This window comes from Pseudomonas sp. RA_35y_Pfl2_P32 (assembly GCF_963970735.1).
In the GTDB taxonomy this organism is placed as follows: Bacteria; Pseudomonadota; Gammaproteobacteria; order Pseudomonadales; family Pseudomonadaceae; genus Aquipseudomonas.
The window spans coordinates 70029-92984 of record NZ_CAXAQF010000021.1; the positions used below are offsets into that span (position 1 = coordinate 70029).

The following is a 22956-nucleotide window of genomic DNA, read 5'->3' on the forward strand; positions in this document are numbered from 1 at the left end:
GTAGCAAATGCTAGCCTCCGAAGGAGGCGCCTTTCAGTAACACGGTTACCCATGGGGTACGCGTGTTAAGAGCAGGTGTTCATAACCGCCGGCCCAGATCTTTATTATCAATTTTAAAGGAAGCTGACATTATGGAAGTTGAACAAGCCTTAAAAATATCGCATCAGTTTCTGGACAGCGCTTTTCGTGATGCGCGTCTGGCCGTGTCGATTTCCTATAACGAGGCCCAGCGACTTGTTTTTCATTTGATAGAACGTCAACAGAACATGCCAGCTGATCTCCGCCTAATGCCATGCTTTGCCCAATTCATTTTCGCAACCGAGGCGCTTTACAACGCTTATGAAAGTTATGAATTGACTGAAATGGGAGACTGGATTGGTTGGGCATTTTCTGAAGACTTGGTGGAAAGTCATACCAAAGAACTACACATTGGCAGAATAGTCGATTTTTATTCATCCCCAACACTTATGAGCTGGCCAGGGTTCATGCCCACAATGGTAAAGTTTTTTGGGGCATTTTACTTTTACGCCCGAGAGCGGACAGCGATGAATAATATTGCGCGAGATCTTTGGATCAGCGCAACTTTAAGTTTTAAGAAAACAATGAAGATGCCCACTAAGCATATTGATCTTCCTGAGGTTTTTCTTGGATTAAATCTAGCGTGCTGGGCCGCAAAAGAGGCCCCCGAATTGGCTAAAGTTTTCGTACCTCAGCTTGAGTCCATCTCTGAGAATGATTCACTTCCCAACCAATTTCGCGCTCTGCTTTATTCTGGCTTGTCTACATCAGCTGGCTTTTATTCAAGCAAAGTTTCATCTGAATGGGCGCAAAAGGCGCTTGCCGAATGTGACGACTCCCTAGCTGACGCACATAAGGTGCAACTGCTATCTACAGTCTACGCAGGCACTGAAGATGAAGATCCTTCCACGCTGCTCAGTCAGATAGACTTGGTCCAACGGCACTTGAAATCGCAGCTGGAAGAGATCGCATTTTTCCGAGATGCAGCCATACGAAGCGGTGCAATTCAGCCTTTCATCGTCAAAACTATTAACGCCCCCTATACTGAACTAACACTTCAGGGGCTACGGCTTTGGTATCAATTACCGTCAGATGAATTCAGTATCACTGCAAAACACCTATATCTTTCCATACCATTCGGAGAGCACGGCTACTCGTCAGTGGTGGGTTCTGAAAAAATATTCATTGATCGGGATTCTCAGGCATTTCTCGAAGATCTAGTACATGCGAGCAACAGATTTCTGGGTGTGGCAAAGTCAATCGCTTACGCTGACAATTCCGGGCTGAGAATTCCGGATCGTATTGGGATACCCATGTATGGCGACTCCACAGATTACGAATCCGCAATGAAAAAAGGTTATTGCCCAAGTCTTTACTTATTCAATTCGGAGCCCTTGTATCAGTTAATTTTAGACAATGAGTGCAATCCGGTGCAGGCGATCCAGCTTAAAGAATGGGGGAAAACTTGGCCGATTGCCTCATCCTTTTCTATCCCAAAACCCGATAGAAAACCGAAGAATGTATTGATATGGTGCGGCGGCGGAAGCCTTACAGAAGGACTTGAAGCTGAGGCTATCAAACAAATCTTTGAAAGGGCTGGAGCCATAGTTGAAGTAGTTTGCTTTGAAGAGTCAGCACAACGAGATTTTACCACTGCCTATGAAGACGATCGTTATGACGTGATATGGGTCGCATCCCACGGTACCTACGATCACTGGTCTCCTAAAAAGGTGACTATGCACGTTGCAGAAGGCAGGTCCGTTTCTTTGGCAGATCTTTGGAACAAGGCACCCATTCGTGAAGAACGCCGCCTGCTGTTTTTAAACATATGCGACGGAGCGCGTTTTGAAGAAAGAGGATACCTCCCTAAAATCGGTCTGGCGCCAGGTTTAGCATGCGCCGACCAAGCGACAATCTCTCATCTATGGCCTGTACTAGGCTACCCAGCTGCCGCATTCGGAGCATACCTCGCATACTACATAGCAGAAGGCACGTCATTTTTTGACGCGTATAAGCTTGCGATGCTCTCGGTCCGAAAAACAACATACGCGATAGCTGAGGACCTAACATCCAAGATAGGTGACGGATTCGAACTCATCCAACAGCTTAGGCGTAAAGAGGAAGACTACTCATCGATCGAGTTCTACGGATCGGCCGCTTTTTATCAATAAGTTCCAGAGGCTCATCCCTGGCATCTGCTAACGAACTGGGTGAGTAAAAGAAGGGCATCAACCCGTTGTCTCAGAATGGATTTCTGGAAATATTAGAATTTCATCGATGACAGACACAAACTATACGTTGGCGCATGACGATCCTGACGTTCAGGGTAATTCGTCCGCTCAAAATATACGGACACAATCGTCCTTATGGGCCGGCTCGAAAAGAGTGTTCACCGGCCCTTACGCTCCTCATGGCCTAGAGATCGCTTATTTAGCTTCATAGCCATCCAGGCAGCCTCCGAATCTGTCTTAACGTAATGCCCTTCGCCGTCACTTCCCGTGACGCGGAACATCGTATGGATACGTGGTTCGCGGTGCCCAAGAGGGATAGCTTCGTCGCGAACCTTCGCTACGGTGACCATCACTGCTCTTGGGAAGGCTCCTGGCAACCGTCATGCAGCTTGGCTCTCACGCTGCAGGCTCGATATCACTAAGTCACGACGCGCAGGGTGGACGCAGGGGCCAGTGACCACGTCACCGCACAGCCGTTAGGGTCGCTGCTCGGTATCACTTTGATATTACAACGACCCGTGCCTCAGCTAAGCTGCTCTAAACAGAAATTAAAGCGCAGCGGAGGCGACGTGAAGATTAGGAAAATTGTCATTCGAAATTTTCGAGGCATCAAGCTCCTCGATTGGAATGTACCTGATGAACGAATAGTTTGTTTGATCGGGAAAGGAGACTCTGCAAAGACAACGATACTTGAAGGCATACGTTGCATTTTTCATCCACAATGGAACCTTTCCTTTAACGACTCAGACTTTCACCTGTGCAACGTTAACGAACCAATAGACATCACCGTAGTTTTCGGAGAGATGCCGAATGAGTTTTTGTCCATACAAAAATATGGAGGGCTTTTGCAAGGCTGGGACGCGGCTAAATCCAAGCTGAATGATGAGCCTGAAGACAACGACGAGATTGTACTGAGCGCTAATCTAACCGTAGGACGGGATTTGGAGCCAAAGTGGAAAATCAAAGCTGACCGTAACATTGACGGAGTCGATTTCCGGGCGACAGACCGGGCGAAGCTCAACGTAGGGATCATAGGCTCATATAGCGAGAAACAGCTCACCTGGGGGGCAGGTAGCGCTCTGGCCAGAATTACCGAGTCAGACAACCTTGCGGAATCCCTAGTCGACGCCAGCCGTGCTGCACGCGGGTCATTAGATGGTGAACGAGCAAACGCCCTGGTCAAGTTTGACGCCGCGGCTACCAAATCTGAAGCCGTGGCTAGAGGGCTGGGCGTACCTATCCATCAAAACTACCAAGCGCATCTGGACACGGCCTCTATCAACATTCGAGTAGGTGGCCTAAGCCTACATGACGGTGAGATGCCATTGAGGCAACTAGGGTTAGGCTCTAGACGGATGCTAATGTGCGGCATTCAGAAAGAAAATCTTCAGAAGAATCACGTTACCCTTTTTGACGAGCTTGAAATAGGTCTTGAGCCACACCGGATTGCTCGATTAGTTAAATACATCAAAGATGACAAAACCGGACAGTACTTTATAACCACGCACTCACCATCAGTGCTAAGAGAACTTAACACCTCAAATCTGCACATCGTTCATCGCCTGATAGATATGGTGACGGTCGTGAACACCAACTCCCCAGAACTATCCGAGCTAAATGTCCAAGGACATATCAGATCGAGTGCTGAAGCATTTCTGTCTAAGAAGATTGTAGTTTGCGAGGGGGCCACTGAGGTCGGATTCCTACGAGGGCTGGACGACTATTGGCTCGGCCAAGACTTGGACGCTTTCTCATACTTGGGCACGGCGGTTCTTGACGCCAAGGGAGCTAGCAAGGTCAAAGGCCTCGCTATGGCGTTTAAAAAATTGGGATATCAGGTCTGCGTTATCGCTGATGGCGATGCGCCAAAGGACTTTTCGGACAAAGACAGCCATGACTTAGAAGAAAATGGCGTATCAGTAATGATGTGGTCAGAGCAGCTAGCCTTGGAGCAAAGAGCAATGTTCGACTTGCCATGGAGCTACGTTAAGGCAAGCTTAAAACTCGCCGAAGAATCAGGTAATCCTGTTCGTGATAACGTGCGATCTAAGCTTGCTATAGCCCAGCCCCAGGATCTTATGAAATGGCAAGACTCACCGGAGTTGCGTCAAGCTATAGGTGACGCGGCGAAAAGCTCCGCATGGTTCAAGTCCATCACTGGTGGCGAGGCCTGGGTAGAAGTGATTGCTGACGCTTTTTCCGACGCTAAATTCGTGCTCAGCGATCTTGGCAAAAAACTGTTGCAGGTTCGCGCGTGGGCTGATCATGACTGAACACCTGCACACGATACTGGCCGAGACTCAAAAGAAAGGGTATGTCATAGCACCTGCGGGTTATGGTAAGACCCACCTAATAGCCATGGCAGTGGGTGCCGCCACCCACCGGCAGTTGGTCCTAACCCATACCTACGCTGGAGTAAGCTCCCTCAAAAAGAAGATGCAGCGGTTGGCGGTTCCGTCATCGCTCTACCAAGTAGATACCATCGCAAGCTGGGCTCTGCGTGTGTGCCTTAGTTTCCCCGCTACGTCCAAGTGGTCCGTTGAGTGCCCTGACGGTAAAGAGTGGGACAAGCTTTACTCAGCATGTGCATCTTTATTGGACAGGCCATTCATTAAAAAACTACTGGAAAGCTCTTATTCAGGGTTATATGTCGATGAGTACCAAGACTGTTCGATACAGCAGCATATGCTCGTCGAAGGGATCGCTACAGTTTTACCTTGCAGGATATTGGGTGACCCACTACAAGCGATTTTTGATTTTGCCAATCAGCCTGTTGAATGGGAAAAACACATATATCCCCATTATCAAAAGCTGGGGGAGCTGAGGATACCTTGGCGCTGGCAGCTGGCGAAAGCACCGGAGCTAGGTCAATGGCTAGACAACATCGGGACTAGGCTTCGCGCGAACGAACAGTTTTCAATTCAGGCGCCGTTGCCAAGGGGGATAACTCGCATTTCAGTGGACCTAAATGACTTCGCAGACCGTAAGAGGCTTAATTTCCTGTATAAGTTTCTGAACGATGAAGACTCTGTGATTGCAATATACTCCGGAGATCAAAAATCCAAGAATAAAGCACACAAGCTTGCGCAGGCTTTAGGCGGAAAATTCTCCAGCATCGAAGAGGTGGAAGGAAAAGACTTGTTTAGATTCATCAAAAAGATCGAAGCCGCAAAAACACTAAGCGAAAAAATGATCCTGGCCATTGAGTTCACTAAAAAATGCATGACAGGGGTAGAAGGAACATTGACTACTGGAACTAAACGAGGTGAAGTTGCAAAGGCCACTCAAGCCACCAAGTACCCCCAAATTCTCGGAATTGCGAATAAATTTCTCTCCTCAGCGACAAGCGCTCACCTTCTAGCCTTCCTGCAAGCTATCCAACAAGCCAAAGAAACGTCGACGTACCGCCGAGACCTTCTTAACAGATTGATTAAAGTTCTACAGAACAATGTCGACACTCCGGACAAATCACTTATGGAAAGTGCCAATAATTTCCAGCGTGATTTTCGCCATACTGGCAGACCTGTCCGATATAACAAGCTCATAGGCACAACTCTACTTGTGAAAGGCTTGGAGTATCAACATGCAATCATTTTAGAGGCGGACACCATGACCCCAAAAGATCTTTATGTTGCACTCACACGCGGAGCAAAGACGCTCACAATCGTCAGTTTGAGAACAGTGCTCCCAAGCTGAATTTGCTCAGGCTACATAGCGAACGCCTTACGACTTGTTTGATACCGTTCAGATCGAGTGCTTGGGGCACCTGTGAACATGACACGTTTGGCACTACACCGAATTGGGGCAGGGTAAAGCTTACACGGAAGAAATCACTCAAATTTGAGTCAGGGGTAGCTCAACGGTGAACGCTATCGCTCAAATTTGAGCTAGGGATGGCTCAACCGTGAACGTTATTGCTCAAATGTGAGCTAGGGGTGGCTCACCCTCCCAAATTCAGCCAAGGATGGCTCACTCTTAGTCATCATCTTTTATGAGGCTGCGCAGGCTCAACGACCCGCGGACTCGCCCAAATTCTGACCAGTTTCCGAAAAAATCCGTGGCGAGGTGAGCAAGGCAAGTCTTTACGCGCTTTTGTACCGCTGACGTTTGGTACCATCGCCTTTGGTGTCGGGGTCAGGAAGGTGTGTTGGCCGGACGCATACGCTTGTGCGAATGCGAATGAGAATGTACTTGTGCTCGACTAGTCACTCCAAATCGAGGCCAAAAAAAACCGCCTGAGGGGCGGTTTTCTTTTGCGGGTCTGGTTGAGAGACCTAACCTGCGGGTTCCACTAGATACAGTCACTGAGGACAATCATAAATAACGATTCCACAAGCGTCAACAAGGCTCTACAAGCGTTCACAAGAGATTTCGAGCCTAGATCGGTTGCCTGCGAGCATGGCGACAGACCATTCTTAGCTTACGGTTTTGTCCGTTTTCTCTATTCACCCCGGTACGTATAGCGCGTGGCATGACGTCGGGCATTGGCGCCTTGCGCTGGGTCAAAACCGCCCGTGCGCTTCGGTGAGACCTGCTCGCAGATCTAGGTAGCTCACCTATTTGAGCCACCCCTAGCTCATGCCTGAACGATAGCGTTCACGCGCAGATCCGCAGTAAGCGTTCCGGCAATACATCTTGCGGCCTATCACCAGATGCGACGGTGTTCGTATCTTTGATATACAGCAGACCCATAACGTCCCATTTAAAGTACGGGAATGTCACATGGTGCCAGTGCTTACGGCAAGTCATGTGTATTCCCGTAGTTTCGGGCTCTGCTAGAAGCTCCACTCCTCAGCCCGAACTAGCTGGCAGAACGGCCCGTCAAGAGTTGCATTGTGATGAGCAACGATGTCCTTAGCTTTCATCACTGGCGTGTCTGAACAGGTATGACCTTCGGCGACAAGTACCGCATCGAAGCCAAGATCACGAGCAGCACGGCAGGTGCTGTCGACGCAGTATTGAGTTTTCATGCCAGTGATTACCACACCGGTAGCCCCGCGAGACCGCAAATTGTCCGCCAGGTCGGTCATTTCGAAGGCGTTAGGCCGCCGCTTTTCGAATACCACCTCTCCACCCAGAAGTTTCAGTTCCTGCGCAACCATCGTCAACGGGCTGCCTGGTTCGATTGGAGATCCAGCGGGCCCGATGTGGCGCGAGAGAAAAATTGGAGCACCAGCGCTGCGTGCCTTGTCCATCAGCGTATTCACTGTTTCCAACAACTCTTCGCAGCGCCATAGTTTTTCCGGGCCGTGAACAAGCCCGACTTGGATATCGAGTATCAACAGGGCGTACATGGGTGCATCTCCTTGCGTTTGAGCCAGCGACACAAGGGCATAAAAAAGGCCCTGTCCATCGCTGGCGGGCCTTTGAAGTTCGTCTGCTATTGGCTCACGACACCTCGCACGCTCCGCTTTCAGCGGTCGTGGTGGTGGTAGTCGAGGTGAGGCAATAGTTAGTCATAGATCGACACTAGCAATATTGCAGCGATCTGACAAGCCAGAATCCTAGAGTGAGTGCTTTTGGCAGACAGCGTAGTGTAAGTCTACGGACATCAGGTCTTGTGTAACTCAGGCAGATACCCACTGATGCGGCAGCAGTTGATCAATCTCACTCGCCCGCTGCGTCGGCAACTTCGTACAAGCCGCCAATCGAGTGCAGTGCCTGTTCTGCCAACTGGCTTTTATTCGCCATGTGCAGATCGAAAAACTTGCGTCGGGCATGAGCCATACAACCAATTTCGATCATGCCTTTCTCGAAGCCGGCTTTGTAGCCAGCGAAGTCGTCGTACACCAGCTTGCCATTCCAGGAACCGAGGAAGTTACGCGCATGCTCTCCGGCACGGCTCGGGCTGAAGTCATACAACAACGAGCACCGGCATAGCCGGATCCGCTTCGTGACACCAACGGAGCGACATCGAGGACTGGATCATCAGATCCTGGCGCGGCGACATGAACTGTACGAACGGGCCAAGGAGAACAACCCGGAACGCTGGTCAGATCAGACGCGTAACTGGGAGCCGATAGGCACGGTGATACTGAACCCGGATCGGGAGCAGCAGACTGAGAAAAGAGCGGCATAGCTGAACGGTTGACGAGACAACTACCTTGAAAAACGCCGCCTGCCGTCGCTCAAACCCTCACGCATGGCTTTGCCATGGCAAAATTTTCGCGCCCGCGAAACGCTTCGCAGCTCGACGGCAAAGCCCCCCATGCCGATCGCTTCGGCTCGCCCAGGTGCGTAGCGGCTTCGCAGCGTGAGCGCACGGGCAGCCAGCGGCTGCCGGCGCCGCCCAGGCGAATAGAAAGGGTCCATTTCTCGTTGTGCCGGCTGACCAGGACCTCGCGCACCGCGCGGGCCTCGAGATAGATATCCCTGATCGGAACCTGATGGCTGTAGAGGTACAGTCCAACTGGCAAGGTTTCATCAAACTCAAGGCCACCATTACACCCTGCCCCGCCAGGCATGCCATGAAAGTCGCCAGCGCATTTTCAACGCTGTGCAAACAACGCCCGATAAGCGCTGGGTGAAGTCTGATACACCCGGTTAAAGTGCTGCCGCAGTGATACCGCGCTGCCGAAGCCCGCGTGCTGCGCGATAACCTCGATAGGTTCTCGCGTTGTTTCCAGCATTCTTTGCGCGTAGGCCAGGCGCTGCCCCAGTAGCCATTGCCCAACGGTCGTGCCCGTCAATTCCCGAAATCGGCGGGTAAAGTTGCGACGGCTCATCGCGACGCGTTCGGCCAGCGTATCCAGGGAATGTGGCACGCTCAGATTTGCCACAGCCCAGTTGAGCAACTCGCCAAGGCGGTCGCCGCCGCGCGCATAATGCAGCGGCTGCTCAATGTACTGAGCCTGCCCGCCTTGCCGGTGTGGCGCGGCGACCAACCGCCTCGCTATGCGATTGGCAACTTCAGCGCCATGCCAACGGCGCACTAGGTGAAGGCAACAATCCAGCGCCGCAGCGGTTCCGGCGGACGTTACGATTAGCCCGTCATCCGCGTCCAGATACAACACGTCCGGCACCAAGGTTACCCTTGGGTATAAAGCGGCGAACCGCTCAACACTGCTCCAATGCGTGGTGGCTTGCCGGCCGTCCAGCAAGCCGGCTTCAGCCAGCACAAATGCCCCCAGGCACAGCCCCACTACCGTCGCCCCACGCGCGTGGGCAGCTCGCACCGCATCCAACATCGGTTCGGGTGGTACCTCGGCTGGGTCACGCCAGGACGGTACGATCAGCACATCGGCCTGCGCAGCATCGGCAAGGGTCAGGTCCGTTTGGATGGCAAAGCCCGTGTTAGTGCGCAGTACGCCTCCCACAGTAGGCTCTGCCGCGCAGATGTGTAGTTGGTAGGCCGGTAATCCCGCCGAGGAACGGTTTTCAAATACCAGGCACGGCACCGACAAGTGAAAAGGGCTGATTCCGTTAAACGCTAAAACAGCAATGGTTATGGATGGCATAAGGCGGATGGTCGATGAGGAATGAGGAATGAGCATCGATAGATATTGGCCCAATATCATCGAGCGATGTCCTTTGGGCCGCTAACGGCGAGCATAGCATCTCTCTAAGATTCGGGCTAAGGGTTGCAGCCACTCGCGAGCGACCAGAAACCCCACAGGAATCTGACCATGCCTACTATCCAAAAACGCGCCTTGATCGTGATCGATGTACAAAACGAATACTTCACCGGGAACCTGCCCATCGAGTACCCAAACCCGCTGGAAACCATTGCCAATATCGGCATCGCCATGGATGTGGCAAGCGCCGCCGGAATTCCGATCATGGTGGTCCAACAAACTTCGCCGGCCGGCTCGCCGCTGTTTGCCATCCATACGGATGGCTGGCAACTGCATCCGGTAGTGGCCGCGCGTGCTCATGACCACTCTGTGAGTAAGACCTTGCCCAGCGCCTATCCAGAGACCGATCTGGCGCAATGGCTTGAGAAGAACGGTATCGATACCCTTACGGTAGTTGGCTACATGACCCACAACTGCAATGCGTCCACTATCAACCACGCCTTACATAACGGTTCCAACGTTGAGTTTTTACATGACGCATCCGGCACCGTGTCGTATCGGAACCAAGCGGGTTATGCGAGTGCTGAAGATATCCATCGCGTCTTCAGCGTAGTGTTGCAATCGCGCTTTGCAGCAGTCATGTCGACCCAGGAATGGATAGATTGCGTCAAATTGGGCGTGCCCCCCGTGCGCGACAGCATTTACAAATCCAACCAGCGGGCTCGCAGAAAAGCGGAGCATGTCGCTGCATTTTCTGCCGGCCAACTCACCACGACTATGCCTTTTGAATGAGGCACTTCGATTCGAATCGTGGCTGGAAGAATTTGAGGGGCCGCTGTCGAAGAGATCCGCATAGCTGGACTCCCGCCTAATAACGTAAGCTGGGATGTACGGATGCTCACGTTGAAACTCCACATGGAAGACTTGGAATGACTCGAATTATTGAAATCCTGATGTACACCTTAAAGCCAGGATCGGGATTGGACTTTCATCAAATAATGCAGAATGTAAGTGTTCCGCTTCACCTAGAAGCTGGCATAGATGTCGTTTCTTATGGCAGCTCATTACATGATTGTGACAGCTATCACCTAATTCGCTCCTATGAAAGCGAGAGCCATCGCCAAGTATCTCAAGATGCTTTTTACGCAAGCGCTGCCTGGAAACAGGGCCCGAGAGAAGACATTATCAGTCGAATTGAAATCAGTACAACGACAGTTATGGCGCTCGCTCAAGACGTAATTGATGCCATCAGAGCTTCTGTAGATCTATCTAGAGCCGAAGCTCGATCCGCGTAGCTGACATCGACAAAGGCAGACCCCGTAGCCTTAAACGCGGGGATCAGGAAGATGTGTTGGCCGGACGGTTACAAAAAATCCATTCACACTCCCCTTTCACCTGATGCATCAGGGTTTCCAAAGCTGCAGAGTCTTTGATTGTGTATGCAACCGCCAAAACGGTCAGAGGGTGAACATTCAAAAATGCAGCAAGATCTTCGACTTTTTCAATGGTCGGGCACTTCAGCCCCCTTTCGAGGGAGCTGAGGTAGGTCCTGCTGCTGATTACACTAAAGTCTTCCTGGCTCATTCCCCTTCTGTTGCGTATGAGTTTGAGAGCCGTTCCGAACGCAGGCTTCAGTTCCATGATCCATCCTAAAATGAAACACGAAGCCTCCGAGAACCCTATAGGACTACAATCTATAGGACTCATTTTGCCAAGGAACGCTTCTTATGTTCATCACCCCACATTGGGCGCTTCTTAGCGAGCCTGGCTCAGAAAGCGACGCGCTCCATTGGACCGCAGTCGAGCACACCCTCAATCTTCCATGGTTTTACCTAAGCCTGCTACGCGTTACACCGACCGGTACTAGAAAATCGATGATTCAGATAATGGATCCGACTCTCCTATGCAGACTGATACAGACAAGACCACAACACACAGTGATTGAAACAATAAAACTTGTTAGCCCAGATTATTTAAATGAGTCAGGAGACTGGAAAATGGAAACATTAGTGGAGCTAACTATTTATCACAGCAGCGCCTACGGCACCATTGAGGCATATTCAGTTGAAGGCGATAAAGTTTACTATCAGCCAGACAATCATATATCGGCTACCGACTTAATATCCAAGGCGACAGAAAAGCAGATCATCTATAAAAAAAACAACACCAGTTGAGCCCCATTTAAATGCGCAAGGTACCATATCTACTATTTGTCTTTGGACCGATTTCTAAGTCTCAATACTGACTGCATCCAGGCGCCTGCCAACCGCATTTCCTTACGCAATGATTCCAACTCAACAGGGGTTAGTGTCTGTGATTGCGGTGAAACGCAAATGGCTTCAACCTTTTCACTAGAAGAGCATAGACGTCTAACTGTTTCCGTCGTGCAAAAAACGTTTCCTTCGCGGCAACTAGAAATATATTTAAAAAGCATCATATTTCATCCCTACCCAATGCATGCTTGCCAAGCTTACACCCTCCGTCTACCACTGCAAATTCAACCGTGAGATTTCAGCCTTGTAGAATCCCCATTGAAATCTGATCTTGATCGTTCTATGACAACGCAAATAGAACCGAACTGGACTACCCATCCACACTCAGTCGCCCCACATAGTTTAGAGAAAAGTCATTTTCACGCCGCTAAAACACTAATCGGTATTAGCATCCAAGCTCCCCACTGGAGGAATGGGGCTATCAAGGTGCTTAAGGATGCTCTCCGTGGTACGCAGACTTGGAAGCCCCTCTCGCGAGCCGCCAGACATATCAATGCTGCTCATCTGAGCGCCAAACCTTACCCTGATGTTGTAGGCAATTTGCTGCCATCTCAGCAGCCATTTGGCTTCACGATCCTTGTAGGTCTGTAGCTCCCTCTCAAGCTGCTCAACCCGAAGCACCAGCTCGTCAGCGCTCTGCGCTGCTTTTTTCTGTTTAGCAGCCAGGCCACCTACAAGAGACGCCTTGGCAGCGTCGAACGCAACCTTGATTTCAAGACGAGCATTCAAAGCCTGGCGCGTAAACCCAAACTGGTCTTCAAGCGTCTTCCACCGCAGGCCGGAACCCAGCTCACCTAAAGCCCAGCGATCCAATTCCCTTACGATAGCTTTGACATCCCCCGAGTCCATCCTCTTACCAAATTTGCTCATGGCTGTGCTCCAAGTGCTTTCGCTTTGATGGCTTCAGCGTCCATCTGCAAATCAACCAGCATGGCGGTGAGGGTTTCGATTTTCTTCTGCGAATGGGCCAACCATTGGTGGCTCTCGCCCGGCCTATTCGATTGAGACTTGGTTATCGCATTCTCGTATTGAACGACCTCGATCTCGAAAGCGCGCACTACGCCTGCTTTCTTCCCGTCGTCATCCTTCTCCCAGGAAAAATCCGAACATTTGGCATGGCACTCGAGATGATTTGGGCAAGGCGATTGCGACAGGTTACGCGTACACATGCCGGTCCCAAGCTCATGGACTCCGGTAATCTTAGCCTTGAGATAAGCCTCTTTGTACTCAACAGGAAGTTGGATGTAGTTATCGGCTACCGCTCCACCAATCTTGCCCTCCCGAATTTTTTCTTGATAAATCAATGCTCTCTTTTCACGGGATGTGTGCTGATAAGCCTTGGTGTCATTTGCATACTTCCGCCCAAACCACTTAGTTTGTACGTAATCGCTCATTCCACCGTCATTCAAGAGAGTATTAATGGTGTGTCTAAAATCGTGGCTTGAAAAGTCGGGTTTGACGTTGCTGCCACCGTACTCGGACGCAAGCGGCTCAAGATGATCCCGTATGAAGGTCGTGAACATTGAGTGGGTGACTGGTGCGACCACACACACAGAGACGCCTCCGGAAGACATACCCGCGTATCGCACGAAGAAAAGATCTTCTTGGTAATACACCTGACCGCTGGCAGCGATACGGACAGGATCATTCAATCGTGGGTCAAACATACTCTTGCAATAGGACATTAAGGCCTGCTTGGTGGTGAAGCGAGATGGCTTAGCTGGACGAATCCCCTGAACTGTCAGCTTATCCGGATCTGGAAACGTGAGGCCATTTTTCGTAAGCCAACCCGCTGGGCGTAAGACATTGAAGGTAAAACCCAAGGCATCAAGGTCGGCAATGTAGAATCGATGATCTTCAGCAAAAGGTGCGATCCAACGTAGATCAGGGCCACCAGTGATCCGCATCTCCTGCGCTGTCGACCTGGCCGCTCGGGTAATATCTGTTAGCTCAGCGATTACGTCCTCAACAATCGAAACGGCATCAGTAGGAAGCCATGTCCTATCAATGGGATGAGAGTTATCGCCTTTGCTTGTTTTCATCAAAAAAAAGCGTAGATATTTCCTTCCTTCCGAGTCAGAGCCGACCTCTTGCAATGGCAGTGTAGCGATTTCGCTAAAACGCCTTCCAATGCACGCCAACAAAACGAGCATCAGGATGTACATCCGGTACTTATGGTTGCTCGGTACATGTTGGTACAGCAAGCCAATAAGCTCAAACACCTCCAGATTGATGAGTCGGTCCCCGGAGGTCTGTTCCAGGTTTTCAGGTGCGTCCAATCGTTTTTGAGCTACTCCCCCGGCGTTTGCAGGGCGCTTCAGTCCTGAGTACTTATATTCAAACCTAACATTACAAAGCTGATTAGCATCGCAATGCGCTGCGAATTCATTTATAGCCTTATGTAAGTTATAAGCGGTTGACTCTTGGTAATCACCCGAAATTAGCCTACATGCAGAATCTAAGTCTTCTGGCATCAGCCTTGATAACGGACGACTCGTTCCGCCTACGCAGTGGCTTATATAACTTATAGCAGTTACAAACATTTGCTGGTTGCTAATTTTCTGATTTGACCGATGCGCCCGCAGACAGAAAAGAGATTTCGCCACAGCAGCCCAGTCGCCTTCCATGGGCTGTTCGCCGATATTAGGCGCATGCCGAAAGTAGATGCTAGGAGAGCCAGAACGCTTAGCCGATAGTATTGTCATGGGGCCGGCTGTGAACTTCCACTTCGGTTCATCCCAGACAATACTTTCAAAACCCAGCATGCCGAGCATCTGCGCCTTTTCCACCAAAAGCGATAAATTAGCGACACGATCTAGCTCAAGCCTACTTAAGAACGCTGCTACCTTTGCCATTATGTCGCTCCCGCTTTAACTTCTTTGCATTTCTCAACAACTTGAGCCACAGCGAAGATTATTTCGTCGAGCTGACTGGCTATTCGCTTGTCAGCGGACTGAAATTTCTCTTCGCGCTCATTTATCAAATACTCCAACACGGCTTGATGATCGGCTTCAAGGTAAGCCTGAAACTTTGGACATTTGTAGCACGAATACGGGGGGTGTAAGGAGCAAAGGGAGTGCTTCCCACACACGCCCAAATCGATGTCTGGAGCAGTCTCAATATAAACAAACGGAATATGCTTACCTATGTCTCCTTCATTTACGGCCTTCTGCCCGGGCGCGATGAAATCACCCTTGAAGAAACGGAGAATTTGTGAGTAAGGACCAATTAGCGCCTTGTCTAGTAACTCTACGATATTACCAGCCAGGTCAAAATAAACCTGTACGTGTTGAAGATCGGTATGATCAAGAATCTGGGCAAGCTGCCGCTGCGTTGCCCCATCTTTAACTAAGCTTGTTGCCAACGTGTAACGAAGGCGCCTAGGACTAAGATGTATCAACATCTTGGTCAAAGGCGAGACTATACGATGTCTTAGTACAAAATTTTGAAGCAGCGTTGCAAAGTAACCAGACTCGTAATTGAAATATGCATCGCGCTGGCCTGACGCGGCAGCCGCCGTATTGACGTTGTGATTGAAAAATAACGGCCTGTCAAAACCTTCAGAATCAACTCCCATCCAATCGAACGGTTCAATATCACGATTGGCGGCGATTAGGTCTTGGATATAAGGCGCAAATTCAGTAGGAAGTTGTACTTCAACGAAGTCATCCCGAGGGCTCAGCAGTCGTTTTTTGATTCGTGGATATCTTATTACCCAGCACGGCTCATCGAGTCCTGGGCCTACGTTGATCAGATCGCTTTCTCGCAGCCACGACAGGTTCGCCGGGTTTCTACCGTGAGCAATGAACAATGCCAGTGCAGCTCGCTGCTCGCACTCTGCGACATCGGCACAAGTCGTAGTGTGAAGAGCATTGTAGAGTGGCTGTAACTCATAGATACGATGCAGTGGACCGGCATCTACGTCTTCGTTTTTAACCGCCTCACCCTTGGGACCTCCGGGTATTTTGAGAGCTTCCAACACGCTGCCATATTCGGCATTGAAGCCTACCTCACTTAGGTACTGACACCCCCAGAGATACCACGACTTAGCACGCGAGACTTGATATAGCTTATGGTCTTGTCTCGTCGTTGCTATCATTCGCTCGTAATAACTAACCAGCTCCACCTCAAAATCGGCAATTTCTTCCCGATTAAACTCAGGATAAGGCAAAAGAAGAAACCTATGACAATCTACCCAAGTGGTGTAAGCATAGCCCGCCGACGAGGTTCTCATCACATACACACAGTAACGCATCAGCGCATACCGAAATCTCAAATTATGTATGCGCTGAAACTTAAGAGTAGCGTATCTGCCACTGGTCGTTGGCATGTGCCACTGCAAACCACTCGTGTCAACTACATGCCCTTCTCTGCTTATAACAGATTTAGGAATGGACTCCCACAGTTCAGCTTCATCAGGCTGATGCCTAAACGCTTGACTCATTACTGGAGTACTCCAAGAAAGTTTCCATCAATGTATCATGGTATTTAGATTGAACAGCGGTGGCCTGGCGAATAATTTCACCACTGATATATACCTCTTGAGAACGCACACTACTATCCCCCCTTAGGTACGCCAAAACCTGTTTACGCTCATCTTCAGGAACGCCACGGCCAGCCATTTCACGCTCAGTTCTACTGGAGTATGTATGCCGAAGGGTCTTAGGAGTTAGATTTGAAGGTAACGTTTGCTTGAACTTCTCACGAATTATCTGAAAATAATTAGACACGCTATTTCCATGCAACGGGTCGCCCTCATCTGAAACGATCAAATAGTTATGATCTTTGCCAAAGCATTCCATAACGTTTTCGCGATGAACTTCAATGTACTCTTCAATCAGGCGTATGAGCGTAGGCGTTTGCATTATCATGTCTCGACCGTTCCGTTTGACTCTAGGCTGAGGGCTCCGCATATCATTAGGATCCGAAACACGCCTTAACACACGCAGAGCAGTGACGCCTCCGAACTCGACATCCTCTACTCTAAGAGTCAAAACTTCTGCCGGCCTTAAACCAAAGGTCAGCATAATCATTACAATGATGAAGTTCCTAAATCTTACATGCTCGTCTAAGCCATACGCTTTTGGATTCCTAAAATCCACACACCAAATGAGAGCCGTTACTTGATGATCCCGCAGGCCTTTAGTAATAGATTTATTCTGGGGAGGATCACTGATTTCTTGATCGCTGAGAATTTTATCGACATGCTCTTTGTGTGCTTGAATTCTGAGGAGCGCGGGGTCTCCGGACGCCATCGACCCCATCTTGAATCGAAAACACCAACCCATGAATTGCCGCACAGTGATCAGGCGCAACTTATATGTCAGAGGAGACACAGCTACCTTCTTACCCTGATTTATAGAACCCCCCCCCGCCAGCAAGGCGGGAACCTTCACCGCTATGCGTAGGTGCTCACAGAGACTTCCCGCTAATTCAGCCTCGGTAAACATGCGGTCACCTGCCATGCAGGCACCAAAATCAATGCGAAGGGAATCCAGCCAAGCAAATAGAATCGCCAACTCTCTGAGATTTCTCATGAGCGTGTTAGGGCTTAGGCCTCGCCGTTGCAAGACCCACTCATTTGCAAGCGGAACCGGCAGGCCATCATCGTCAAGGAGGATTGGCAGCTTCCACCCGGAAGGATGTCGTACCATTTTCACATCCATAGCACACTCCTCCTTTACGTTTAGTTATGTAGACTTTTATCTCTACACTCCTTTCTTGTGTAGTTAAATTATTGGTAGCTTTACACAGGGCAAAAAAAAGCCCTCTTAGCTTTACAGCAAAGAGGGCTTGGTTTACTCACGTAAGGCAATGATTTAACCGCTTAGCTAATCAATCACCTTTACGTTTTGATCTTATGTAGGTTAGAACGGAATATCGTCATCAAAGCTGTCGAAGTCTGCAGCCGGCTGCGGTGCAGCCTGTTGCTGTGGCGCTGGACGCGACTCACGTTGTGGCTGCTGCGACGGTGCAGGACGCGGTGCCTGCTGGCGTGGAGCGGCTTGCTGGTAGTTGTTACCGCCGCCCTGGCCTTGCTGGTCGCCCTGTGGACGGCCGCCCAGCAGTTGCATGGTGCCTTGCATGTCGACCACGATTTCAGTGGTGTAACGCTTGATGCCGTCTTTTTCCCACTCGCGGGTCTGCAGCTTGCCTTCGATGTAGACCTGCGAACCTTTACGCAGGTATTCGCCGGCGATCTCTGCAACCTTGCCGAACATCGATACACGGTGCCATTCGGTCTTTTCGACTTTCTGGCCAGTTTGCTTGTCGGTCCATTGTTCGCTGGTCGCCAGACTCAGGTTGGTCACGGCGTTACCGTTAGGCAAGTAGCGAACTTCGGGATCCTGGCCGCAAGTGCCGACCAATATGACTTTGTTAACCCCACGGGCCATAACGTTCTCCTAGGCTTCACACGCTGTCGGCGCCGGGTTGTTGACCAGGCGCTCGAGGGTGGTGCGATCCAATAGTTCGGTGTCCAATTTGATGTAAATGGCGGCTTCATCAGCCACCACAATGGCATCGGTTACCCCAACGACGGCCATCAGGCGCTCAACCAGACCGGCTTCGCGGATCGCTTCGGGCGATAACGGCAAGCGCAGGCTCGTCACATAGGGAGGTTCGCGCATGGTAACAGCAAAGGCCAACCAGAGGGCAGCCAGACCTGCGCATCCGAGGAACACAACCGACAGACCGCCATGCTGGAACATCCAGCCCCCCATGATGCCGCCCAGTGCCGAGCCGAGGAACTGGCTGGTGGAGTAGACGCCCATGGCCGTGCCTTTGCCGCCCGCCGGTGAAACCTTGCTGATCAACGACGGCAAGGAGGCTTCCAGCAGATTGAACGCGGTGAAGAACACCACCGTACCAATCACCAGGGCCCGCAAGCTGTCGCCGAACTGCCAGAAGAATAGCTCAGTGAGCATGAGCGTCGCGACGGCACCGAGTAGAACTCGTTTCATTTTGCGTTTTTTCTCGCCGTAGATAATGAACGGAATCATGGCGAAGAACGAAATCAGCAACGCGGTCAGGTACACCCACCAGTGCTGTTCCTTGGGCAACCCGGCTTTTTCAACCAGTGCCAGGGGCAAGGCGACGAAGCTCGACATCAACATCGCGTGCAACACAAAAATGCCCAGGTCCAGGCGCAGCAGGTCCGGGTGCTTGAGGGTCGGCAGCAGAGCCTGGCGGGCGACGCCGGACTCACGGTGCTGCAAAGGCCCGGTGGAGCGCGGCACCATGAACATCACGATGACGATGCCCAGCAATGCCATGCCGCCGGTTGCCAGGAACAGGCCGGACAAGCCAAAGGCCCGGGTCAGCAGTGGCCCGATCACCATCGCCACAGCAAATGACAGGCCGATGGTCATGCCGATCATGGCCATGGCCTTGGTGCGGTGCTGTTCGCGGGTCAGGTCGGACAACAGGGCCATGACCGCTGCGGAAATCGCCCCGGCGCCCTGCAGGATGCGTCCGGCGATCACGCCCCAGATCGAGTCGGCGTTGGCCGCCAGCACGCTGCCCAGGGCAAAGACGATCAAGCCCAGGTAAATCACCGGGCGCCGCCCGATGCGGTCGGAAATGATCCCGAAGGGAATCTGGAACATCGCCTGGGTCAGGCCGTAGGCGCCAATCGCCAGGCCGATCAGGGCCGGGGTCGCGCCTGCCAGGTCCATGCCGTAGGTCGCCAGTACCGGCAACACCATGAACATGCCAAGCATACGGAACGCGAACACCAGGGCCAGACCGCTCGCTGCGCGGGTCTCGCTACCACTCATGCGTTCGCTGTGGGGATCGTGCATGGAATTACCTCATGTGAACCGGCGGCGATTCTATCAGTCCCATCGGTTGACGGGGTATAGGGTGACGCTTTGCCGCGCACGGATGACAGAGTCTTCATGTGAGGCACGGTTATGCACATTTGATAGTGTGCATCCATCCAGTATTTGGCCTTATACTCCTACGTTTACGCCCGCCGAGCGAGGCCACCTTGGACAAGATCCTGATTCGTGGGGCTCGAACCCACAACCTGAAGAATATCGACCTGACCCTGCCACGGGACAAACTGATCGTCATCACCGGCTTGTCCGGGTCCGGCAAGTCGTCCCTGGCCTTCGACACCTTGTATGCCGAGGGTCAGCGGCGTTATGTCGAGTCGCTGTCGGCCTACGCCCGGCAGTTCCTGTCGATGATGGAAAAGCCTGACGTCGACACCATTGAAGGCCTGTCGCCGGCCATCTCTATCGAGCAGAAGTCGACCTCCCACAACCCGCGTTCGACGGTCGGCACCATTACCGAAATCTACGATTACTTGCGCCTGCTTTACGCTCGCGTGGGTATTCCGCGCTGCCCGGATCACGACATCCCCCTGGAGGCCCAGACCGTCAGCCAGATGGTCGACCTGGTGCTGGCCCAGCCCGAAGGCAGCAAGCTGATGCTGTTGGCCCCGGTGATCCGTGAGCGCAAAGGCGAACACCTGTCGGTGTTCGAAGAACTGCGGGCCCAGGGCTTCGTCCGTGCCCGGGTCAATGGCAAGCTGTGCGAGCTGGATGAGCTGCCGAAGCTGGATAAACAGAAGAAGCACTCGATCGATGTGGTGGTCGACCGCTTCAAGGTCCGCGAGGACCTGCAGCAGCGCCTGGCCGAGTCGTTCGAGACCGCCCTGAAGCTGGCCGACGGCATCGCGCTGGTCGCACCGATGGACGATGAGCCGGGTGAGGAGATGATCTTCTCCGCACGCTTTGCCTGTCCGATCTGCGGCCACGCCATCAGCGAACTGGAACCCAAGCTGTTCTCCTTCAACAACCCGGCGGGCGCTTGCCCGACCTGCGACGGCCTGGGGGTCAAACAGTTCTTCGACATCAAGCGCCTGGTCAACGGCGAGCTGACCCTGGCCGAGGGCGCGATTCGCGGCTGGGACCGGCGCAACGTCTATTACTTCCAGATGCTCGGCTCCCTGGCCACCCATTACGGGTTCAGCCTGGAAGTGCCGTTCAACCAACTGCCGGCCGACCAGCAAAAGGTCATCCTGCACGGCAGCGGCAGCCAGAACGTCGATTTCAAGTACCTCAATGACCGGGGCGACATCGTCAAGCGTTCGCACCCGTTCGAAGGCATCGTGCCGAACCTCGATCGCCGCTACCGCGAAACCGAGTCCGCTTCGGTGCGCGAAGAACTGGCCAAGTTCCTCAGTACCCAGCCCTGCCCGGATTGCCGGGGCACCCGCCTGCGCCGTGAAGCGCGGCACGTGTGGGTCGGCGAGAAAACCTTGCCGGCGGTGACCAACTTGCCGATTGGCGATGCGTCGGAGTACTTCGGCACCCTGAAGCTGACAGGGCGGCGCGGCGAAATTGCCGACAAGATCCTCAAGGAAATCCGCGAACGCCTGCAGTTCCTGGTCAACGTCGGCCTCGACTACTTGTCCCTGGACCGCAGTGCCGACACCCTGTCCGGCGGTGAGGCGCAGCGTATTCGCCTGGCCAGTCAGATCGGCGCCGGCCTGGTGGGCGTGCTGTACATCCTCGACGAGCCGTCCATCGGCCTGCACCAGCGGGACAACGACCGACTGCTGGGCACGCTCAAGCATTTGCGCGACATCGGCAACACGGTGATCGTGGTCGAGCACGACGAAGACGCCATTCGCCTGGCCGACTACGTGGTGGACATCGGCCCCGGGGCTGGCGTGCATGGTGGACATATCGTCGCCGAAGGCACTCCGGCCGAGGTCATGGCTCACCCGGATTCGCTGACCGGCAAATACCTGTCAGGCCGAGTGAAGATCGCTGTCCCCGCCAAACGCACGCCGCGCAACAAGAAGCTGGCACTGCACCTCAAGGGCGCGCGCGGCAACAACTTGCGCAATGTCGACCTGGAAATCCCACTCGGCCTGCTGACTTGCGTGACCGGCGTGTCCGGCTCGGGCAAGTCGACCCTGATCAACAACACGCTGTTCCCCCTGAGCGCCACCGCGCTCAATGGTGCGACGACCCTGGAAGCCGCGGCCCACGACAGCATCAAGGGCCTGGATCTGCTGGACAAGGTGGTCGACATCGACCAGAGCCCGATCGGTCGTACGCCACGCTCCAACCCAGCAACCTATACCGGTTTGTTCACGCCGATTCGTGAGCTGTTCGCTGGAGTACCGGAGTCGCGCTCGCGGGGCTACGGTCCGGGCCGCTTCTCGTTCAACGTCAAGGGTGGACGCTGTGAGGCCTGCCAGGGCGACGGCCTGATCAAGGTCGAGATGCACTTCCTGCCGGACATCTATGTCCCGTGCGACGTGTGCAAGAGCAAGCGCTACAACCGCGAAACCCTGGAGATCAAGTACAAGGGCAAGAGCATCCACGAAACCCTGGAAATGACCATCGAGGAAGCCCGGGTGTTCTTCGACGCGGTGCCGGCCCTGGCGCGCAAGCTGCAGACGCTGATGGATGTCGGCCTGTCGTACATCAAGCTGGGGCAATCGGCGACCACCCTGTCAGGCGGTGAAGCGCAGCGGGTCAAGCTGTCCCGCGAGCTGTCCAAGCGCGACACCGGCAAGACCCTGTATATCCTCGATGAGCCGACCACCGGCCTGCACTTCGCGGACATTCAGCAATTGCTCGACGTGTTGCACCGCCTGCGCGATCACGGCAACACCGTGGTGGTGATCGAGCACAACCTGGACGTGATCAAGACCGCCGACTGGCTGGTGGACCTGGGGCCTGAAGGCGGCTCCAAGGGCGGCCAGATCATCGCCGTGGGTACGCCTGAAGAAGTGGCCGAGATGAAGCAGTCTCACACCGGCTTCTACCTCAAACCACTGCTGGAGCGCGACCGGGCCTGATGCCGGCACATGAAAAAGCCCCTGTCACGTTATCGGTGACAGGGGCTTTTTTATACTTCTGAAAAATCACCCCGCCGAAGGCTGGGATCTTTTCA

General features: G+C 52.6%; 17 protein-coding genes and 2 pseudogenes. 8 read left to right on the forward strand and 11 right to left on the reverse strand.

Annotated features, from left to right (window positions below):
* The first annotated feature begins 131 nt into the window (after positions 1 to 131).
* The 3 genes from AACY45_RS20930 to AACY45_RS20940 all read left to right on the forward strand — a co-directional run bounded on the left by AACY45_RS20930 (position 132) and on the right by AACY45_RS20940 (position 5945).
* Positions 132 to 2189 carry a hypothetical protein gene (locus AACY45_RS20930; protein WP_339547222.1) on the forward strand — a complete coding sequence of 686 codons (2058 nt, stop codon included), beginning with the start codon at positions 132 to 134 and terminating at the stop codon, positions 2187 to 2189.
* Between the two features lie 629 nt (positions 2190 to 2818).
* Positions 2819 to 4522: an ATP-dependent nuclease gene (locus AACY45_RS20935; RefSeq protein WP_339547223.1), complete on the forward strand. Its 1704-nt coding sequence runs from the start codon at positions 2819 to 2821 to the stop codon at positions 4520 to 4522.
* On the forward strand, positions 4515 to 5945 hold the full coding sequence (locus tag AACY45_RS20940) for a UvrD-helicase domain-containing protein (RefSeq protein WP_339547224.1): 1431 nt from the start codon (positions 4515 to 4517) through the stop codon (positions 5943 to 5945). The genes AACY45_RS20935 and AACY45_RS20940 overlap by 8 nt, the downstream gene beginning before the upstream one ends.
* A gap of 1079 nt (positions 5946 to 7024) precedes the next feature.
* Here the strand turns inward: AACY45_RS20940 and AACY45_RS20945 are convergent.
* Both AACY45_RS20945 and AACY45_RS20950 read right to left on the reverse strand, forming a co-directional pair.
* Positions 7025 to 7543: a cysteine hydrolase family protein gene (locus AACY45_RS20945; RefSeq protein WP_339547225.1), complete on the reverse strand. Its 519-nt coding sequence runs from the start codon at positions 7541 to 7543 to the stop codon at positions 7025 to 7027.
* Between the two features lie 334 nt (positions 7544 to 7877).
* Positions 7878 to 8117, reverse strand: a pseudogene (locus AACY45_RS20950) (IS66 family transposase); the annotation flags it as partial.
* On the opposite strand from AACY45_RS20950, the pseudogene AACY45_RS20955 reads away from it, so the two are divergent.
* A pseudogene (locus AACY45_RS20955) lies at positions 8098 to 8328 on the forward strand (IS3 family transposase); the annotation flags it as partial. The pseudogenes AACY45_RS20950 and AACY45_RS20955 overlap by 20 nt on opposite strands.
* 49 nt (positions 8329 to 8377) lie before the next feature.
* On the opposite strand, the gene AACY45_RS20960 reads toward AACY45_RS20955, so the two are convergent.
* Together AACY45_RS20960 and AACY45_RS20965 are read right to left on the reverse strand one after the other, a co-directional pair.
* Positions 8378 to 8665: a hypothetical protein gene (locus tag AACY45_RS20960; protein WP_339547226.1), complete on the reverse strand. Its 288-nt coding sequence runs from the start codon at positions 8663 to 8665 to the stop codon at positions 8378 to 8380.
* Between the two features lie 72 nt (positions 8666 to 8737).
* Positions 8738 to 9706 carry a GlxA family transcriptional regulator gene (locus AACY45_RS20965; RefSeq protein ID WP_339547239.1) on the reverse strand — a complete coding sequence of 323 codons (969 nt, stop codon included), beginning with the start codon at positions 9704 to 9706 and terminating at the stop codon, positions 8738 to 8740.
* A 168-nt stretch (positions 9707 to 9874) separates the two neighbouring features.
* Here AACY45_RS20965 and AACY45_RS20970 point away from each other — a divergent pair, with 168 nt between their 5' ends.
* Both AACY45_RS20970 and AACY45_RS20975 read left to right on the forward strand, forming a co-directional pair.
* Positions 9875 to 10555 carry a cysteine hydrolase family protein gene (locus AACY45_RS20970; protein ID WP_095162376.1) on the forward strand — a complete coding sequence of 227 codons (681 nt, stop codon included), beginning with the start codon at positions 9875 to 9877 and terminating at the stop codon, positions 10553 to 10555.
* Positions 10556 to 10692: 137 nt separating this feature from the next.
* Positions 10693 to 11058: an NIPSNAP family protein gene (locus AACY45_RS20975; RefSeq protein WP_212626431.1), complete on the forward strand. Its 366-nt coding sequence runs from the start codon at positions 10693 to 10695 to the stop codon at positions 11056 to 11058.
* Between the two features lie 43 nt (positions 11059 to 11101).
* On the opposite strand, the gene AACY45_RS20980 is transcribed toward AACY45_RS20975, so the two are convergent.
* Positions 11102 to 11404 carry a helix-turn-helix domain-containing protein gene (locus tag AACY45_RS20980; RefSeq protein WP_253418121.1) on the reverse strand — a complete coding sequence of 101 codons (303 nt, stop codon included), beginning with the start codon at positions 11402 to 11404 and terminating at the stop codon, positions 11102 to 11104.
* Positions 11405 to 11490: 86 nt separating this feature from the next.
* On the opposite strand from AACY45_RS20980, the gene AACY45_RS20985 reads away from it, so the two are divergent.
* Complete coding sequence (locus tag AACY45_RS20985) at positions 11491 to 11937, forward strand: hypothetical protein (protein WP_339547227.1); 447 nt, start codon at positions 11491 to 11493, stop codon at positions 11935 to 11937.
* A 474-nt stretch (positions 11938 to 12411) separates the two neighbouring features.
* Here AACY45_RS20985 and AACY45_RS20990 read toward each other — a convergent pair whose 3' ends face one another.
* From AACY45_RS20990 to AACY45_RS21015, 6 genes are all read right to left on the reverse strand, one after another.
* Entirely contained in the window at positions 12412 to 12906 is a 495-nt protein-coding gene (locus AACY45_RS20990) for a protein kinase (protein ID WP_339547228.1), read from the reverse strand.
* Complete coding sequence (locus AACY45_RS20995) at positions 12903 to 14891, reverse strand: integrase (RefSeq protein ID WP_253418115.1); 1989 nt, start codon at positions 14889 to 14891, stop codon at positions 12903 to 12905. Before AACY45_RS20995 ends, AACY45_RS20990 begins: the two co-directional genes overlap by 4 nt.
* Positions 14891 to 16480 carry a site-specific integrase gene (locus AACY45_RS21000; protein ID WP_339547229.1) on the reverse strand — a complete coding sequence of 530 codons (1590 nt, stop codon included), beginning with the start codon at positions 16478 to 16480 and terminating at the stop codon, positions 14891 to 14893. Before AACY45_RS21000 ends, AACY45_RS20995 begins: the two co-directional genes overlap by 1 nt.
* Positions 16464 to 17702, reverse strand: a complete 1239-nt coding sequence (locus AACY45_RS21005) for a tyrosine-type recombinase/integrase (protein WP_339547230.1) — start codon at positions 17700 to 17702, stop codon at positions 16464 to 16466. Before AACY45_RS21005 ends, AACY45_RS21000 begins: the two co-directional genes overlap by 17 nt.
* 201 nt (positions 17703 to 17903) lie before the next feature.
* Positions 17904 to 18431 carry a single-stranded DNA-binding protein gene (locus tag AACY45_RS21010; RefSeq protein ID WP_159998187.1) on the reverse strand — a complete coding sequence of 176 codons (528 nt, stop codon included), beginning with the start codon at positions 18429 to 18431 and terminating at the stop codon, positions 17904 to 17906.
* A 9-nt stretch (positions 18432 to 18440) separates the two neighbouring features.
* Positions 18441 to 19838 carry an MFS transporter gene (locus AACY45_RS21015; protein ID WP_339547231.1) on the reverse strand — a complete coding sequence of 466 codons (1398 nt, stop codon included), beginning with the start codon at positions 19836 to 19838 and terminating at the stop codon, positions 18441 to 18443.
* A gap of 188 nt (positions 19839 to 20026) precedes the next feature.
* On the opposite strand from AACY45_RS21015, the gene uvrA reads away from it, so the two are divergent.
* Positions 20027 to 22861: an excinuclease ABC subunit UvrA gene (gene uvrA, locus AACY45_RS21020; protein WP_339547232.1), complete on the forward strand. Its 2835-nt coding sequence runs from the start codon at positions 20027 to 20029 to the stop codon at positions 22859 to 22861.
* Positions 22862 to 22956 lie beyond the last annotated feature (95 nt).

What these genes read in the sequence shown, in the direction of transcription:
- AACY45_RS20930 (WP_339547222.1), top strand. Translation starts at nt 132, where the DNA reads ATGGAAGTTGAACAAGCCTTAAAAATATCGCATCAGTTTCTGGACAGC.
- AACY45_RS20940 (WP_339547224.1), top strand. Translation starts at nt 4,515, where the DNA reads ATGACTGAACACCTGCACACGATACTGGCCGAGACTCAAAAGAAAGGG.
- AACY45_RS20945 (WP_339547225.1), bottom strand. Translation starts at nt 7,543, where the DNA reads ATGTACGCCCTGTTGATACTCGATATCCAAGTCGGGCTTGTTCACGGC.
- AACY45_RS20965 (WP_339547239.1), bottom strand. Translation starts at nt 9,706, where the DNA reads ATGCCATCCATAACCATTGCTGTTTTAGCGTTTAACGGAATCAGCCCT.
- AACY45_RS20970 (WP_095162376.1), top strand. Translation starts at nt 9,875, where the DNA reads ATGCCTACTATCCAAAAACGCGCCTTGATCGTGATCGATGTACAAAAC.
- AACY45_RS20975 (WP_212626431.1), top strand. Translation starts at nt 10,693, where the DNA reads ATGACTCGAATTATTGAAATCCTGATGTACACCTTAAAGCCAGGATCG.
- AACY45_RS20980 (WP_253418121.1), bottom strand. Translation starts at nt 11,404, where the DNA reads ATGGAACTGAAGCCTGCGTTCGGAACGGCTCTCAAACTCATACGCAAC.
- AACY45_RS20985 (WP_339547227.1), top strand. Translation starts at nt 11,491, where the DNA reads ATGTTCATCACCCCACATTGGGCGCTTCTTAGCGAGCCTGGCTCAGAA.
- AACY45_RS20990 (WP_339547228.1), bottom strand. Translation starts at nt 12,906, where the DNA reads ATGAGCAAATTTGGTAAGAGGATGGACTCGGGGGATGTCAAAGCTATC.
- AACY45_RS20995 (WP_253418115.1), bottom strand. Translation starts at nt 14,891, where the DNA reads ATGGCAAAGGTAGCAGCGTTCTTAAGTAGGCTTGAGCTAGATCGTGTC.
- AACY45_RS21000 (WP_339547229.1), bottom strand. Translation starts at nt 16,480, where the DNA reads ATGAGTCAAGCGTTTAGGCATCAGCCTGATGAAGCTGAACTGTGGGAG.
- AACY45_RS21005 (WP_339547230.1), bottom strand. Translation starts at nt 17,702, where the DNA reads ATGGATGTGAAAATGGTACGACATCCTTCCGGGTGGAAGCTGCCAATC.
- AACY45_RS21010 (WP_159998187.1), bottom strand. Translation starts at nt 18,431, where the DNA reads ATGGCCCGTGGGGTTAACAAAGTCATATTGGTCGGCACTTGCGGCCAG.
- AACY45_RS21015 (WP_339547231.1), bottom strand. Translation starts at nt 19,838, where the DNA reads ATGCACGATCCCCACAGCGAACGCATGAGTGGTAGCGAGACCCGCGCA.